This is a genomic window from Flavobacterium sp. WV_118_3, assembly GCF_039778605.1.
In the GTDB taxonomy this organism is placed as follows: domain Bacteria; phylum Bacteroidota; class Bacteroidia; order Flavobacteriales; family Flavobacteriaceae; genus Flavobacterium.
Window position 1 is genome coordinate 1,054,568 of sequence record NZ_CP156060.1, and the last position, 16,668, is coordinate 1,071,235.

A 16,668-nucleotide genomic window follows, 5' to 3' on the forward strand; every position below is an offset into this window, starting at 1 on the left:
AACATGAGAACGTACTTTACGCTATTTATACTTTTATTATATAACGTATCCTTTTCACAAGAAGACGCTTGGGTTTATTTTTTGGATAAACCCAATGCGCAAACGTTTCTGAATAATCCGTTGTCAATACTTTCACAACGTGCTTTAGACCGGAGAACCGCACAGGGAATCGCACTCGATGAAAAAGATGCACCCATTCATCAATCCTATATTGATCAGGTAACAGCAACTCCGGGGGTTACGGTTATGGCCCAATCCAAATGGTTAAATGCATTACATGTTCGCGGAACACAACAAGCTATTACTGATTTAACAAGTCTGCCGTTTGTGAGTAGTATTGACTTTGCGAATAAAACCTTGAATGCCGGAAAAATGATACAAAACCCGGTTTCCGGTTTGTTCCACAAAACATTGAATGTACAGGCGGATTTTCCCTATGGACAATCGGCAGCACAAATACAAATGCTCAACGGACATTTACTACACCAGCAAAATTATACCGGTAGCGGAAAGATTATTGCCGTACTCGATGCCGGTTTTCCGGGAGTAAATACAACCACACCATTTGCCCGTATCCGAAATAATAATCAGATTAAAGGCGGCTATAATTTTGTAAACCGCAATACTGATTTTTATACTGGTTACCAGCACGGTACCCAGGTGTTGTCGAATATGGCGGCTTATGTCGAAAACCAGTTGGTGGGAACCGCACCGGATGCATCCTATTATTTATTTGTAACGGAAGATTATAATACCGAGAATCCACTGGAAGAAAGCCTTTGGGTGGAAGCGGCAGAAATGGCTGATAGTTTGGGTGTGGATGTGATCAATTCTTCTTTAGGTTATAGTCAGTTCACAAACGCCAGTTATAATTATACCTATCAGGACATGAACGGTACTACAACCTTTGTGACTCGCGGTGCCAATATCGCTTTTACAAGAGGTATGATTGTAGTGTGTTCAGCCGGTAACGAAGGGGCAAAACCGTGGAAATATATTACGGCTCCTGCAGATGGACCAAATGTTTTGACCATCGGTTCTGTAAATGCATCTGAAGTACGTTCGTCGTTTAGTTCGCAGGGACCTACTGCCGACGGAAGAATTAAGCCTGATGTAATGGCTATGGGTGCCGGTTCGGCTGTAACTACTGAAACCGGAGAATTAGGCTTTAATAATGGAACATCTTTTTCATCACCAACGCTTGCCGGATTAGTAGCTTGTTTGTGGCAGGCATTACCAGACAAAACCAATGCGGAGATTGTACAACGCATAAAACAATCGGCCGATCGCTATACTAACCCGGACAATTTTTACGGCTATGGAATTCCGGATTTCTATTCGGCCTTAAGTCTTACATTGGCAACCGAGGCTTTTACATTAAACGGATTTAGCCTATATCCGAATCCTACAAATGCAAACCTAACCATTTCGGCTTCGGGACAAAGAGAAGCTAGTTTTGTACTTTACAATAACCTTGGACAGGAAATAATCCGTAAAAAATTAAATGACCTGCAGGAAACAACGGTTTCGATGGAAAATCTGAGATCCGGTATGTACCTGTATACCATTGTGTCGGGACAAAATACGTTTTCAGGAAAGATCATAAAAAAATAGTAAATAGTATAATGAATAGAATAACAGAACTTTTTAATATTCAATATCCGATTGTTCAGGGAGGAATGATCTGGAACAGTGGCTATAAATTAGCCAGTGCCGTAAGTAATGCCGGAGGACTTGGGCTTATCGGTGCCGGATCAATGTATCCGCACGTATTACGCGAACACATTCAGAAATGTAAAAAAGCAACCGATAAACCTTTTGGGGTGAATGTTCCAATGTTATATCCTAACATTGAGGAGATTATGAATATAATTGTAGAAGAAGATGTAAAAATCGTTTTTACTTCGGCCGGAAATCCGAAAACATGGACCGCTTTTTTAAAAGAAAAAGGAATTACGGTTGTTCATGTGGTAAGTAGTTCCAAGTTTGCGTTAAAAGCACAGGAAGCCGGAGTCGATGCAGTTGTAGCCGAAGGTTTTGAAGCCGGAGGACATAACGGTAGGGAAGAAACCACAACGCTTACATTAATCCCAATGGTAAAAGAGCAAATCAATATTCCGTTAATTGCTGCCGGTGGAATCGCTACCGGAAGAGGAATGTTGGCTGCGATGGTATTAGGTGCTGATGGCGTACAAATGGGATCGCGTTTTGCGGCTTCCGAAGAAAGTTCGTCGCACGATAATTTTAAGCAAACAATATTAAATGTAAAAGAAGGGGATACGCAGTTAACGTTAAAAGAGTTGGCTCCCGTTCGATTGATCAAAAATAAGTTTTACGAAGAAGTACAGACTCTATATACCAAATGTCCTACACCGGACGAATTAAAAGCCTTATTGGGGCGTGCAAGAGCCAAACGAGGGATGTTCGAAGGCGATCTGGAAGACGGAGAACTGGAAATCGGACAAATAGCAGGATTAATCCACGAAATTAAACCGGTTTCGGAAATCGTGACAAATGTTATCGCCGAATTTGAAGCCGCTAAAAAACAAGTAGCAACATTCTAAATAAAAAAAGCCGGCAGTTCGATGCTGCCGGTTTTCTATTCTGCCATTTTTCGCAGTTGATTTTTATCTTTTAAGCTTATTTTCTTTCCGGTTAGGGTAATAAACCCACTTTTGTTAAAATCAGATAATAAACGGATACAACTTTCAGTCGCGGTACCGATAATACTACTCAGCTCTTCACGCGAAAGCTGAATTTTTAAAGTACCGTCTGCATTAACACCAAAAGTATCGTGCAGGTATAATAAAGTCTCAGCCAAACGTTCTTTTACACTTTTTTGCGCCATGGAAACCATATGGTCATCAGCTTCCTTTAGATCACTGCAAATCGTTCGCATTACATTCATGGAAAACTGATTGTTGTTGTTGAAAAATGCAAGAATTTCACTCTTCGGAATAAAACAAACCTGCATATCTTCTAAAGCAATCGCACTTAAATTGGTTGGTTCGTCACTAATCATCGAACGCTGACCTAAAAGTTCGCCGGGTTTTACCAGTTTTACAATCTGGTCTTTACCGTTTTGGCTCAGTTTGGATAATTTACAAACACCGTCCTTTACACAATAAATACCATTGGTAATCTCTCCTTCTTCAAAAACAGGTTCCCCTTTTTTTATAGTGTACGAAGTTTTACAGCTTGCGATCTTCAGTAACTCCTCCTTATTCAAGGCCTTGAGTGAGCTGAATTCCCTAACGATACATTGTTCACATTTCCCCATAAAATTATCCTTAGCGTTTCATACAAATATAACAAAAGTATGACAAATATCATATTTTATATATAGACGAATTCTAATCTTTGTAATAGGTAAAATGAGCAAATTATGAATACGCAAAATTGTTTCCATTGTGGTAACGATATTGTAAAAACGGAAGAAATCCTCTTTGAGGATAAATCATTCTGTTGTCTGGGTTGTAAAACGGTATATGAAATTTTCAGCCAAAACGACCTGACAAGTTATTACGATTTCGAAAAAGCACCGGGTGCGACACCACAAGAAGTTCACGGAAAATACGATTTTCTCGATAATCGGGAAATCGTTTCCAGATTGCTGGAATTTGAAGAAGATACGGTACATATTGTATCGCTTTATATTCCGCATATACATTGTAGTTCCTGTATCTGGATACTGGAAAATCTGCAAAAATTACAAAAAGGTATCAGTCAGTCACAGGTAAACTTTTCCCAAAAAAAAGTGCGTATTACTTATGATCCGCAACTTACCGATCTGAAGACCATCGTACTCCTTTTAAACGCTATCGGGTACGAACCGTATATAAGTCTTGAAAATTATGAAGGTATCAGGAAAACCGTCGACAGGAGTTTAATTTACAAAATAGGGGTAGCGTTTTTTTGTTTTGGAAATATAATGCTCCTGTCTTTTCCTGAATATTTTGAAGTTGGCGAATACTGGATTGATCAATATAAAGATTTCTTCCGCTGGCTGATCTTCGCACTCTCACTTCCCGCATTTTTCTATTCCGGTTGGGGATACTATGTGTCTGCCTGGAAAAGCATTCAATCGCGTATGCTTAGCATTGATATTCCAATCGCATTGGGAATCATTGTCATGTTTGTGAGAAGTACCGTTGATATCGTATTCGATTACGGCCAGGGCTTTTTTGACAGTATGTGTGGTTTGATCTTTTTTATGTTACTCGGAAAATTATTTCAACAAAAAACCTATAGTTTCCTGTCGTTTGAACGCGATTATAAATCCTATTTTCCAATAGCCGTTACCAAAATTAATCGCGATGGAAGAGAAGAAGCAACGCAGGTATATGAGGTCGAAAAAGGAGATCGTTTGTTAATCCGAAATCAGGAACTTATCCCGGTTGATGGAATTCTAATTTCCGAAAACGCCTATATCGACTATAGTTTTGTAACCGGTGAAGAAGTACCGATTGTGAAAAAATCGGGCGATAAAATTTTTGCCGGTGGAAAACAAATCGGAAAAGTGATTGAAATGGAAGTGTTGCATTCCGTTTCACAAAGTTATCTGACACAGTTGTGGAGTAATGAAGTTTTTCAGAAAAAAACGAACTTAAAATACAAAACTATTACCGATACCGTAAGTCGCTATTTTACTCCGGCCTTATTATTACTGGCTTTTGTCTCGTTTGGCTACTGGATTTTTATCGATACCAACACCGCTTTTAATGTTTTTACTGCCATATTAATTGTTGCCTGTCCTTGTGCGTTGGCACTTACGGCTCCTTTTACACTGGGAAATGTATTGCGGATTATGGGAAATAAAAAACTCTATCTGAAAAATGCAACCGTCATCGAACAAATGGCGAAGGTCAATACTATTGTATTTGATAAAACCGGTACGATTACGTCCAATAAAAAATCGGCGATTGCCTATGATGGTACACCCTTGCTTGAAAAAGAAATCGGTAAAATCAAGAATGTACTGCGGGCTTCCAATCATCCGTTGAGCAGAAGATTATATGATTTTCTACCGGTTATGGATCTATTGGAAATCCGGGAGTTTGAAGAAATAACCGGAAAAGGAATTCGTGCTATCGTTGCCAATCGGGAAATCCGTTTGGGTTCGGCAACATTTGTAGGATTGACAAAAACGGAAAAATCAAAACAAACCAATGTCCATGTTAGTATTGATAGTGTTTATAAAGGAAAATTCACCTTCGATAATCAATACCGGGAAGGACTGGAAAAATTGTTTGCACGGTTAAGCCGTAAATACAGCCTTACCGTTCTTTCCGGAGATAATGAAGGTGAGCGGGAAAACCTGACGCAATTATTACCGGCTGGAACTACCCTGGTCTTTAATCAGAAACCCGAAGAAAAACTCGCCTATATAAAGGAATTACAGGAAAAAGGAAGCAATGTGATGATGATTGGCGACGGATTAAACGACGCCGGTGCTTTGGCGCAGAGTAATGTAGGAATTTCAATTTCCGAAAATGTAAATGTCTTTTCACCGGCTTGCGACGGTATACTTGATGCCGGTCAGTTTTCTAAAATCGGCTATTTCCTGAAGTATTCCCATAATGCTATGAAAACCATCATGATGAGTTTTGGATTATCACTGCTGTATAATATCGTAGGATTGAGTTTTGCGGTAACAGGAAATCTTTCTCCTCTGGTTGCTGCGATCATTATGCCTTTGAGCACCATCACGATTGTAAGCTTTGTAACGGTAATGAGTAATCTATACGCTCGCAAAGAGTGAAATTAAAATAAAATTTATTTGTATATTAGTGAAATACAGTTGTTTGTGGGATTTAAATATCTGCGAAGACATGATAAATATCATGTTTTTTGACAAGCAACTAGAGTAATTTTGTTTAACACAATTTTAAGGTATGAGTGTCATTTACATTTTAATCTCCATCAGTATAGTTGTTGCTGCAGTGTTTCTGTATGTCTTTATAAAGGCAGTCAAAAGCGGACAGTTTGACGACGATTACACACCATCTGTACGAATGCTTTTCGACGATGAGTTACAGAAGGATAACAAACAAAAAACAGAAACAAAAATAGAAAAACAAAACTAATTATGGAAGTGCAACAATTTTATTACGACAACAAAATTGTAAAGAAATTCCTGTATGCCTCAATCGTTTTTGGGGTTGTGGGAATGCTCGTCGGGCTCCTTATAGCTACGATGTACCTGTTTCCGAATTTAACCGATGGAATCTCCTGGTTGAGTTACGGACGTTTAAGACCATTACATACAAATGCTGTTATTTTTGCCTTTGTAGGGAATGCTATCTTTGCGGGAGTCTACTATTCTTTACAACGATTATTAAAAACCAGAATGTACAGCGATGTACTGAGTAACATCAATTTCTGGGGTTGGCAGTTAATTATCGTTGCCGCTGCCATATCATTACCGTTAGGTTATACAACATCTAAAGAATATGCAGAGCTGGAATGGCCCATAGATATTGCCATTGCAATTATTTGGGTAGTATTTGGTATTAATATGATAATGACCATTTTGCGAAGAAGGGAGCGCCATTTATATGTCGCAATCTGGTTTTATCTGGCAACATTTGTGACCGTTGCAGTGCTGCATATCTTTAATAGTCTCGCATTACCAGTGAGTGCCATGAAAAGTTATTCGGTTTATGCCGGAGTTCAGGATGCACTGGTACAATGGTGGTACGGACATAATGCGGTAGCATTTTTCTTAACCACACCATTCCTCGGACTGATGTATTATTTCGTTCCCAAAGCAGCAAACCGCCCGGTATATTCCTACCGTTTGTCTATCATCCACTTTTGGTCTTTAATCTTCCTGTATATCTGGGCTGGTCCTCACCATTTGTTGTACACCGCTTTACCGGATTGGGCACAAAATCTGGGTGTTGTTTTCTCTGTAATGCTAATCGCGCCATCATGGGGAGGTATGATTAACGGATTACTAACACTAAGAGGTGTTTGGGATAAAGTACGAACCGAACCGGTTTTAAAATTCTTCGTCGTAGCGATCACCGGATACGGTATGGCAACATTCGAAGGACCAATGCTATCCCTTAAAAACGTAAATGCCATTGCACACTTTACCGACTGGATCGTAGCACACGTGCACGTTGGAGCATTAGCCTGGAATGGTTTTATGACCTTCGGTATGATTTACTGGCTAATCCCGCGTATGACAAAAACACAATTGTATTCGACCAAACTGGCCAATTTCCACTTTTGGATTGGTACACTAGGGATTATCTTATATGCTTTACCACTTTATGTAGCCGGATTTGTTCAGGCGCAAATGTGGAAACAATTCAACCCGGACGGTTCATTGGTTTACGGTAACTTCCTGGAAACGGTAAAAGAGATCATGCCAATGTATGCGATGAGAGCCGTTGGTGGTACCCTGTTCGTAATTGGTTTACTGGTGCTGGTATACAATATTATCATGACCATTAAAGTAGGTCAGAAAATTGAAGATGAATTGGCAGAAGCACCGGAATTACAAAAAATTTCAAGCGGCCGACTAAAAGGCGAAAAATTCCACGGATGGTTGGAAAGAAAACCAATCCAGTTGACAGTTTTAGCGACTATAGCCATCCTTATCGGTGGTATTGTACAGATTATTCCAACACTGGTAGTAAAATCGAATATTCCAACGATTACGAGTGTTAAACCGTATACACCGCTGGAGCTGGAAGGACGTGATCTGTATATCCGCGAAGGCTGTGTGGGTTGTCACTCTCAAATGGTACGACCTTTCCGTTCGGAAGTAGAGCGTTATGGCGAATATTCCAAATCCGGAGAATATGTTTACGATCACCCGTTCTTATGGGGATCCAAACGAACCGGTCCCGATTTGATGCGTGTAGGTGGAAAATATTCCGACAACTGGCATTTTAACCATATGTGGGATCCACAAAGTACCTCAGCCGGATCTATTATGCCGGGTTACAAATGGCTGTTCGATAATAAACCGATGGATTATTCCAAAACAGAAGATAAAATGAGGGTCATGGTAAAATTAGGGGTTCCATATACCGATCAGGAAATCGCCAATGCGCAACAACAGATTAAAGAGCAGGCTCAAAAAATAGAAAAGAATTTACATGCCGATCCGGATTTTGTGAAGAGTTATGAAGAAAGTAAAAAGAATGCTGCTGCCAGAGGAGAAGCTTTTGTACCAATGCATGACCGGGAAATTGTAGCCTTAATTGCCTACTTACAACGCTTGGGAACGGATATTAAAATTAAAGATGTAGCGGAAAATAAAAATTAATTTGTTATGCTAAAGTTCATCAAACACAATATGGAGACCATTTCAGGAATTGAAATCTATCCCATCATTTCACTACTTATTTTCTTCCTGTTTTTTATAGGATTGTATGTATGGGTTTTTACTTATAAAAAAGAAAAAATCACCGAAATGAGTAATATCCCTTTTGAAGATCAGGACATGGCCAACAACCAATAATTGTAAGTAATATGAAAAAGTATTTTCCAGTATATGTTCGAATTCCGGTTTTATTTGCCATCTTTTTTATGGCCATGGAATTCTTTATCGATTCCGGCGACAGACCCGCTTTTATCAAGTATCCTATCGTATCGATAATCTTATTATTGTTCCTTTTTGTATTGATTGCAATAGAAATTGTCCTAAAAGCGACCAATAATATCCTTAATGCGTTGTTAACGGAAGAACAACGCAAACAAAAAGAAATCGAAGAGAATCTTCCACTGGCTGAAACACCGTTTGTAAAAAATCTGTTGCAAAAACTAACGCGTTCCCGTAAAATGGAAGAAGAAGGTGAGCTAATGATGGACCACGATTACGACGGAATCAAAGAGTTAGACAACGTATTGCCGCCATGGTGGGTGTATCTGTTCTATGCCTGTATTGCGTTTGCCTTTATTTATCTGGTGAAATTCCATATCCTGGGTTATGACGATCAGACCGCGGAATTTGAAAAAGAAATGGCGGAAGCCAAAATAGCAGTCGAAGAATACAAAAAAACGGCACCGGATTTAATGGATAAAGAAAAAGTAACATTGCTCACGGATGCGGCTTCACTGGCTGCCGGTAAAGCGATTTTCGAAACCAACTGTATTGCTTGTCACCGAAATGATGGTGGTGGAGGTATCGGACCGAATTTAACCGACGACCACTGGATTCTTGGAGGTGGAATCAAAAATGTATTCAATACGGTTATGGAAGGAGGACGTGACGGAAAAGGAATGGTATCCTGGAAAGCGATTATCAAACCATCCGATATCCAGAAAGTAGCCAGTTATGTGCTGAGTTTGCAAGGATCTAATCCAAAAGATGGAAAAGCTCCGGAAGGTGATGTTTGGAAAGACGACAGTGCTCCGGCTACCGACGCTGCCAAACCGGCCGACAGCCTTCATACGGCTGCTGTAACCCTAAAGTAAAATAACACCTCAGGATGCATAACCCTGAGGTTAAATCAAAAATATCATGTCTGGTTTACCCGATGAAAGTTTTAGAGATAGTATCGGAACTATCGATAAAGAAGGTAAAAGAGCTTGGGTTTTCCCTAAAATTCCGAAAGGAAAATTCTACGAAAAAAGAAAGCTGGTCAGCTATTTTCTGCTAGCCTTCTTGTTTTCGGCCCCTTTTATTAAAATTAACGGAAATCAGTTTCTGTTATTTAATGTGTTGGATCGGAAGTTTAATTTTTTTGGATTTCCATTCTGGCCACAGGATTTCCACCTGGTGGTAATCTCGATGATCGTTGGTGTTGTGTTTGTAACACTCTTTACCGTTGCTTTCGGACGTATTTTTTGCGGATGGATTTGTCCGCAGACCATTTTTATGGAAATGGTTTTCCGACGAATCGAATTCTGGATCGATGGCGACAGAGGGGCACAAATGCGTCTGGCCAAACAAGAGTGGAATGCCGAAAAAATACGAAAAAGAGTTACCAAATGGATCGTGTTCTTTATCATATCGTTTTTAATTGCCAATGTATTTCTGGCCTATCTGGTTGGAAGTGATCATGTGCTCGAAATGGTAAAAGAAGGACCGTTTCACAATACCAATACGTTGATCGCGCTGTTGATTTTTACAGCAGTGTTCTATTTTGTTTTTGCGTGGCTCAGAGAACAGGTTTGTATTATTGCTTGTCCTTACGGGCGTTTACAGGGCGTCTTATTGGATAATAAGTCAATTGTTGTGGCCTACGACCATGTGAGGGGAGAAGGTGAAAACGGAAGAGCCAAATTCCGTAAAAATGAGGACCGGTCACAAGTCGGAAAAGGGGATTGTATCGATTGCCGGCAATGTGTAAACGTATGTCCAACCGGAATCGATATCCGAAACGGAACGCAATTGGAATGTATCAATTGTACCGCTTGTATCGACGAATGTGATCACATCATGGAAAGTGTCAACCTGCCAAAAGGATTGATTCGCTATGCATCTGAAGATGAAATTGTAAAAAAAGAAAAATTCGTCTTTACGGCGCGAATGAAAGGTTATGTGTCCGTTCTGATAATATTAACAGGTGTTTTTGTTGGAATGTTATTTCTGAGAAACGAGGTAGAAGCCACCGTGTTGCGGTTGCCGGGACAATTATACGAACGTAAAGGCGATAATATTAGCAATGTATTTACCTATAAAATCGTCAATAAAACCGTAAAAGATTTTAATAAGGTACACTTTAAATTAGTAGATCCTAAAGGAAAAATTATAGTAGTGGGAAAACCACAGTTTCAGATTAAAAAAGAAGGAATGGCTCAGGGAACATTGTTTATCGAGATTCATCCGGCTTTTCTAAAAGGAGATAAAACCAAAATAACGATTGAAGTCTATGACGGAGACGTATTGATTGAAACCACAACGACCAACTTTTTAGGTCCGCGGAGTTTTAACTAAAGATCGTTTATAACCCTTAAAAAAAACGCACCATGAAAGTAAATTGGGGAACCAGCATCGTAATCGCTTTCGGATTGTTTATCACTTTTATCATGTACTTCGTATTTAAAGTACAGTCCGATAAAAATTATGACCACGAAATGGTTACAGAAGAATATTATAAAAAAGAAATGAGCTTTCAGCAACAGCTCGATAAAGAACAAAATGCGGCCGACTTAACCGAAAAAGTGACAGTCTCCGCAACACCAGAAGGTATTATGATTGCTTTTCCGGCAAGTTTCAATAAAGACAAAATCAAAGGAAAAGTGTCCCTCTACAGACCGTCCAACCAGAAACTGGACTTCGAAGTTCCGATTTCGTTGTCTGCTTCAAATTTGCTCATACCTAAAACAAATTTGGTGGACGGTCGTTGGGACATTACTATCGATTGGGAATACGAAGGAAAAGCCTATTTGAATAAGTTAGTAGTCAATTTGTAATTTTTAGTTTGTAGTCAGGGATGTTTTTAATAGTTTTTTGGTTGTCTCCTGGCTACAAACTAAATTAATCCGAAAAAGTATGTTGCTTTCTGCATTTATATTCGGTTTGGTAAGTAGTCTACACTGCATTGGTATGTGTGGACCTATTGCCATGATGTTACCAGTTGATCAGCATAATCCAGCTAAAAAAGTAATCCAGATATTAATGTACCATAGTGGTCGTTTAATGGCCTATGCTACCTTAGGATTGGTTTTTGGGATGGTCGGAAAAGGTCTTTATTTGGCCGGATTGCAGCAACAAATGTCTATTATAGCCGGAATTTTAATGATTGTAGTCGTGCTTGTTCCGGAGAAAATCCTCGCGCGTTATAATTTTTCAAAACCGGTGTATCGTCTGCTTTCTAAAATTAAAAGTAGTCTGGGAAATCAGTTTAAAAAGAAAAGTTATACAGCACTTTTTACAATAGGTCTGCTCAATGGATTGCTGCCTTGTGGATTGGTATATGCCGCTCTGTTTGGTGCCATTGCGATGCAGAGTGAATCACTCGGTGTTGTATATATGGTACTTTACGGATTAGGTACGATACCCATGATGACTACCGTTGTATATGCCTCCAATTGGATAAGTCAGCCAATACGAAACAAAATAGGGAAAATAATTCCTTATGTAGCGGTTTGTATTGGTATGTTGTTTATATTGAGAGGATTGGGACTCGGTATTCCATATGTTTCTCCCGGGAATATGAGTCTTTTTGTTAGAGGTGAAGCGCATTGTGGTTAAGGAACCAGTGCCTTCCGGACTTGTTTTCGTAATTCGGGGATAACTTCCTCCTCAAACCAGGGATTTTTTTTCTGCCAGATCCGGTTTCGCGGTGATGGATGAACCAAAGGAAAATAATCCGGTAAAAAATCGCGGTAATGCAATACGTTTTCTGTCAACGTTCGATAGGAGCGTTCCTTAAGATAGTAAGATTGGGCATATGACCCAATCAATAAAATAAGTTTTACATCCGTAAGTGCCGTAAAGATCTGTGAATGCCAGGTTGGCGCACATTCCGGCCTCGGACGTAAATCCCCTGACTTTCCTTTACCCGGAAAACAAAACCCCATTGGAACGATACCAAATAATGACGTATCGTAAAATTCAGATGGTCCCACATCTAACCAGTTTCTTAATTTTTCCCCACTTGCATCATTCCACGGAATCCCACTGGTATGTGCCTTTTGTCCCGGTGCCTGTCCGATAATTAAAACCCGGGAGGTACTCTCAAAAGAAAGTATAGGCTTCGGTGGGTTAGGTAATGACGCCTGACACAGTGTACACAAATGGATACGTTCTAATAACGGGTTCATAATGAAATGTTTTAGATCAAAAGGTTTAAGTAGTAAAAATAATACTTCTTCCTGTATTTTGATTGTGTTCGGTCTGGTATTGAAAAAAGGTTTTTGATTTTAAAATTTAAGGGTAACATGAAGAAAAAACAACTAAAATTTATGCTAAAAGCAACGTTTTGGGCAATGGTCATTGTGTATGGAATAACCAGTCTGTGGATGTTTTATTTTCTCAAACCGATTACCGATATAAAAAAAGAAGTAACCGCTATTGTAGAAAATCCGGTAAAAGTTGCTGATAATCTCCCTAAAGCTTATATTCTGACACCGGAAATTGCAGGCCTCATTTGTAACGAAAAATGTGAAATAGATTCCTGTCTACACAATAAGGAAATCCTGATCGTCGGAACTGTGCTTAGAAGAGATCAGGATATCGATAAAACGCCCTATCTGATATTAAAGGTAGGAGATATGGATAACATTGGATGCTATATGAAACAACTTTACAGCGATATTAAAAATGGAGATAAAGTCATGCTGAAAGGTATTTACCGACAGTTCGCCTTTAATAATATTGTGATCACCGATGCAGAACTGCTTTAAATCAAATCGTCATTGAAAATAACTGGGTTTGTGGTGCTTTTCGCTTCAGGCGTAAATCAAAAGCCATACAGATATTTCGAACAAATGGCTTTCCCTTTTCGGTAACGGTAATGCCATCGGCTGTCATGACCACTAATTCATCTTTTTCCATTTCCCGTAATTGTGCTATTATCATGTCTTTTTCGGGAAATGTTTCTTGAGTCCAACTCGTCTGAAAACGGCACATCAGGTTTAAAATATGACGACGAATGATCAAATCTTCATCCGTTAAAATATGACCTTTAAAAACTGCCAGTTCGTTTTGTTCCAGACGGGCATAATAGTCTTCCAGTGTTTTTTCATTTTGAGCAAAAGCATACCAACTGTCGCTAATAGAGGACATACCCAATCCAATCATCAATTGTGTTTTGGAGGAGGTATACCCCATAAAATTACGGTGTAACTTTCCTTTATGAAATGCTGTATACATCGAGTCTTCTTCAATTGCAAAATGATCCATACCGATTTCATGAAAACCGTTTTTTTCCAACATCATTTTTCCGACCTCGTAAAGTTGCCTTTTTTTCTGATCTTTAGGTACATCTTCGTCTTTAAAACCACGTTGCCCGGTTCCTTTAATCCACGGTACATGGGCATAACTGTAAAATGACAGACGGTGTGGCGCCAGCGATTTTGTTTTTTCGATCGTATCAATCACATCTTCCAGTTTTTGAAAAGGTAAACCAAATACAAGATCATGCGAAATAGAGGTATAGCCAATTTCTTTGGCCCAAAAAGTTACTTTGGCTACATTGTGAAACGGTTGTTCACGATGGATCGCTTTCTGAACGACGGGACTGTAGTCCTGAACACCAAAACTGACCCTGCGAAATCCCAGTTCATAAAGTTTTACCAGATGTGCCCGGGTTGTATTGTTGGGATGTCCTTCAAAGCTGAATTCGTAGTTATCCATACGGTTGGAACGACTCAAAATTCCATTGATCAAAAGTTCAAGATTTTCCGGAGAAAAAAAAGTAGGCGTACCACCGCCCAAATGAATTTCCCGGATATTTGGTGTTTCCGGAAAGGTATCGCAATACAATGCCCATTCCTTTAAAACCGCCTGAATATAGGTGTATTCAACATCATGACGTTTGGTAATCCGTTTGTGACATCCGCAAAAAGTACACAGACTTTCGCAAAACGGTAGATGTATATAAAGACTAATACCTTCGGAAGTATTGCTCTCCCGAAACGAACGGATATATGTATCCCGCCATGCCGCAACAGAAAACTGCGAATCGTCCCAATACGGAACCGTTGGATAGCTTGTATAGCGCGGTCCGGGAACATTATATTTTTGAACTAGTGAAATTGCCATAACCTAAAACTGAATTTTCAACAAACAAAATTAAATTATAGGACTTCAAAAAAAAATGATATTTATCATACGAAAACATTGGCAGACGATTACAGACATTTTTTGTACTTTTAGGCCTTTAATATTGGACGATTATGAAACGGAACATTTTTAAACTGTTATTTTTGCTATTATTTTTGCTATTATTTTTTACTGCTTGTCAGGCACAGGTAAAAGACGGAACGCAATTGGTAAACCCGGAAGCTTTTGAAAAAACAATCACAGCCAATAAAGGACAACTGATCGATGTGCGTACTCCAAAAGAATACCAGTCCGGTCACCTGAAAGGGGCTAAAAACCTTCATATCTACGAAAAAAACTTCGGAGAGGAAGTGGACAAATTGGATAAAACAAAACCGGTTTATGTCTACTGCAAAGCAGGAGGAAGAAGTGCCGAAGCCGTTGAAATCCTACAAGAAAAAGGGTTTAAAAAAATCGTAGAACTGGACGGTGGTATCGACGCATGGAATGATCAGAAAAAAACGGTGGAAAAATAAGCTTTTCATTACATGACAAACCTGGATTATATATTTTTAGTTTTGTGTCTGCTGATCCTTTGCATCGCGGGCTATCTCTTGTATCGACTGCAACAGTTGGAAAAAGAGAAAAAGTATATGCAGGTTAAATATGTGGATTTTGAAGAACGTTTTAACCATTTGCAATTGGAAACACTCGAATCCAAACTGAACCCGCATTTGTTTAAAAATATATTAAATTCGATACAATCACATGCTTATCAAACCTATTTTGCGATGGATAAGTTGTCGAATGTACTGGATTATATCTTGTATGAAAGTAGAAGGCGTTTTGTGAGCCCAAAAGAAGAAATCGACTTCGCTTTAAACCTGATTGAGATTAATAAAATCAAAATTAGTCCACTTTTTGCCCTTACGGTAAAAAAGAAAATCGACGAAACGGATGCCTCGTACCAACAACAGTTAATGGCGCCGCTAATTTCGATCGATCTGATTGAAAATGCTTTTAAACATGCCGATTTACAAAGTGCCGATGCTTTTATTACGGTTGTTATCGAATTAAAAGGTCAGGTTTTTTCAATGATGGTGACCAATAAAATTTCCAGTAAAGCGGCCTTTAAAAAAGACAATAGTGGACTAGGATCGGAAACCTTGGAACAACGATTAAAGATTATTTATAAAAACCATTATAAACTAGACAAATTCATTGAAGGAGATGTCTATGTTGCACAATTAAAAATTGATTTACGTGAGTACAAAACTCAAATGCTTGCTTCTTGACGACGAATTACCGGGATTAACCTATCTTAAAATGCTTTGTGAGCAAATTCCCGAATTGGAAGTGATCAAAGCTTTTAATAACCCGGAAACCTTTCTTGCCGAATGTAATAAGTATGATTTTGACCTTTTGATTTCCGATATTGAGATGCCGGGAATCAATGGATTACAAGTCGCTAACTTATTGGAAGGGAAGGCAATTATTTTTACTACGGCCTATAAAGACTTTGCGGTCGAAGCATACGACCTTGATGCGGTGGATTATGTCGTAAAACCAATTAAAAAAGAACGCCTGCAGCAAGCGGTTCAAAAAGCATTAAAACGTTTTGAAACTACAAAAACGACTCGAAAACACCTACAGTTAAATACCGATAAAGGAAAAACCATATTGTCGATCGATCAGATTTTCTTTATCAAATCGGCAGAAACCGACAGCCGGGATAAAGTGATTTATCTACAGGATCTTACCAATTTTGTTGCTAAAAATTACTCTTTTGATAAGTTGTTACAACAATTGCCTACGGAAGAGTTTTGCCGTATCAATAAAAAAGAAGCATTGGCTATAAAAAATATACAGTTTTATTCGCACGACGAGATTACTGCCAATGTGATGATGGCAAACGGTAAGCCGTTTAGTTTCGGTTTAAGTGAAAGTTACCGACCGGAATTTGTAGAGAAAGTGAAGCTCTAGCATTTCATTAC

At 39.0% G+C, this 16,668-nt stretch carries 17 protein-coding genes; 14 read left to right on the forward strand and 3 right to left on the reverse strand.

What is annotated here, in order from left to right:
* Window positions 1–3: 3 nt before the first annotated feature.
* Together ABFU83_RS04955 and ABFU83_RS04960 are read left to right on the forward strand one after the other, a co-directional pair.
* Window positions 4–1,614, forward strand: coding sequence for a S8 family serine peptidase (locus ABFU83_RS04955; RefSeq protein ID WP_347069356.1), 1,611 nt, complete (start codon window positions 4–6; stop codon window positions 1,612–1,614).
* Window positions 1,615–1,625: 11 nt separating this feature from the next.
* Window positions 1,626–2,564, forward strand: coding sequence for a nitronate monooxygenase (locus ABFU83_RS04960; protein ID WP_347069358.1), 939 nt, complete (start codon window positions 1,626–1,628; stop codon window positions 2,562–2,564).
* 35 nt (window positions 2,565–2,599) lie between these two features.
* On the opposite strand, the gene ABFU83_RS04965 is transcribed toward ABFU83_RS04960, so the two are convergent.
* Window positions 2,600–3,280: a Crp/Fnr family transcriptional regulator gene (locus ABFU83_RS04965; RefSeq protein WP_347069360.1), complete on the reverse strand. Its 681-nt coding sequence runs from the start codon at window positions 3,278–3,280 to the stop codon at window positions 2,600–2,602.
* Between the two features lie 105 nt (window positions 3,281–3,385).
* Between ABFU83_RS04965 and ABFU83_RS04970 the strand changes: the two genes are divergently transcribed.
* From ABFU83_RS04970 to ABFU83_RS05005, 8 genes are all read left to right on the forward strand, one after another.
* A complete protein-coding gene (locus ABFU83_RS04970; RefSeq protein ID WP_347069362.1) occupies window positions 3,386–5,761 on the forward strand; it encodes a heavy metal translocating P-type ATPase metal-binding domain-containing protein in 2,376 nt (791 codons plus the stop codon).
* A 133-nt stretch (window positions 5,762–5,894) separates the two neighbouring features.
* On the forward strand, window positions 5,895–6,086 hold the full coding sequence (gene ccoS / locus ABFU83_RS04975; RefSeq protein WP_136401238.1) for a cbb3-type cytochrome oxidase assembly protein CcoS: 192 nt from the start codon (window positions 5,895–5,897) through the stop codon (window positions 6,084–6,086).
* A 2-nt stretch (window positions 6,087–6,088) separates the two neighbouring features.
* On the forward strand, window positions 6,089–8,284 hold the full coding sequence (gene ccoN / locus ABFU83_RS04980; RefSeq protein WP_347069365.1) for a cytochrome-c oxidase, cbb3-type subunit I: 2,196 nt from the start codon (window positions 6,089–6,091) through the stop codon (window positions 8,282–8,284).
* A gap of 6 nt (window positions 8,285–8,290) precedes the next feature.
* Complete coding sequence (locus ABFU83_RS04985) at window positions 8,291–8,479, forward strand: CcoQ/FixQ family Cbb3-type cytochrome c oxidase assembly chaperone (protein ID WP_136401240.1); 189 nt, start codon at window positions 8,291–8,293, stop codon at window positions 8,477–8,479.
* 11 nt (window positions 8,480–8,490) lie between these two features.
* Entirely contained in the window at window positions 8,491–9,435 is a 945-nt protein-coding gene (locus ABFU83_RS04990; RefSeq protein WP_347069366.1) for a cbb3-type cytochrome c oxidase N-terminal domain-containing protein, read from the forward strand.
* Between the two features lie 46 nt (window positions 9,436–9,481).
* Window positions 9,482–10,900, forward strand: coding sequence for a cytochrome c oxidase accessory protein CcoG (gene ccoG / locus ABFU83_RS04995; RefSeq protein WP_347069368.1), 1,419 nt, complete (start codon window positions 9,482–9,484; stop codon window positions 10,898–10,900).
* Between the two features lie 32 nt (window positions 10,901–10,932).
* Window positions 10,933–11,379, forward strand: coding sequence for a FixH family protein (locus ABFU83_RS05000; protein WP_347069370.1), 447 nt, complete (start codon window positions 10,933–10,935; stop codon window positions 11,377–11,379).
* Window positions 11,380–11,458: 79 nt separating this feature from the next.
* Complete coding sequence (locus ABFU83_RS05005; protein ID WP_347069372.1) at window positions 11,459–12,160, forward strand: sulfite exporter TauE/SafE family protein; 702 nt, start codon at window positions 11,459–11,461, stop codon at window positions 12,158–12,160.
* Here ABFU83_RS05005 and ABFU83_RS05010 read toward each other — a convergent pair.
* Window positions 12,157–12,732, reverse strand: a complete 576-nt coding sequence (locus ABFU83_RS05010) for a uracil-DNA glycosylase family protein (RefSeq protein ID WP_347069374.1) — start codon at window positions 12,730–12,732, stop codon at window positions 12,157–12,159. The genes ABFU83_RS05005 and ABFU83_RS05010 overlap by 4 nt on opposite strands.
* A 117-nt stretch (window positions 12,733–12,849) precedes the next feature.
* Between ABFU83_RS05010 and ABFU83_RS05015 the strand changes: the two genes are divergently transcribed.
* The gene (locus ABFU83_RS05015) at window positions 12,850–13,314 is read left to right on the forward strand and encodes a hypothetical protein (RefSeq protein ID WP_347069376.1); all 465 of its coding nucleotides are present in this window, start codon (window positions 12,850–12,852) and stop codon (window positions 13,312–13,314) included.
* Between the two features lies 1 nt (window position 13,315).
* On the opposite strand, the gene hemN is transcribed toward ABFU83_RS05015, so the two are convergent.
* Window positions 13,316–14,674 (reverse strand): oxygen-independent coproporphyrinogen III oxidase, encoded by a 1,359-nt coding sequence (gene hemN, locus ABFU83_RS05020; protein WP_347069378.1) that lies wholly within the window; start codon window positions 14,672–14,674, stop codon window positions 13,316–13,318.
* A 134-nt stretch (window positions 14,675–14,808) separates the two neighbouring features.
* Between hemN and ABFU83_RS05025 the strand changes: the two genes are divergently transcribed.
* Genes ABFU83_RS05025 through ABFU83_RS05035 form a run of 3 tightly spaced genes read left to right on the forward strand, consistent with a single transcriptional unit; the run spans window position 14,809 to window position 16,657 of the window.
* On the forward strand, window positions 14,809–15,210 hold the full coding sequence (locus ABFU83_RS05025) for a rhodanese-like domain-containing protein (protein ID WP_347069380.1): 402 nt from the start codon (window positions 14,809–14,811) through the stop codon (window positions 15,208–15,210).
* 12 nt (window positions 15,211–15,222) lie between these two features.
* Window positions 15,223–15,969 (forward strand): histidine kinase, encoded by a 747-nt coding sequence (locus ABFU83_RS05030; protein WP_347069382.1) that lies wholly within the window; start codon window positions 15,223–15,225, stop codon window positions 15,967–15,969.
* Window positions 15,938–16,657: a response regulator transcription factor gene (locus tag ABFU83_RS05035; protein WP_347069384.1), complete on the forward strand. Its 720-nt coding sequence runs from the start codon at window positions 15,938–15,940 to the stop codon at window positions 16,655–16,657. The genes ABFU83_RS05030 and ABFU83_RS05035 overlap by 32 nt, the downstream gene beginning before the upstream one ends.
* Window positions 16,658–16,668: the final 11 nt, after the last annotated feature.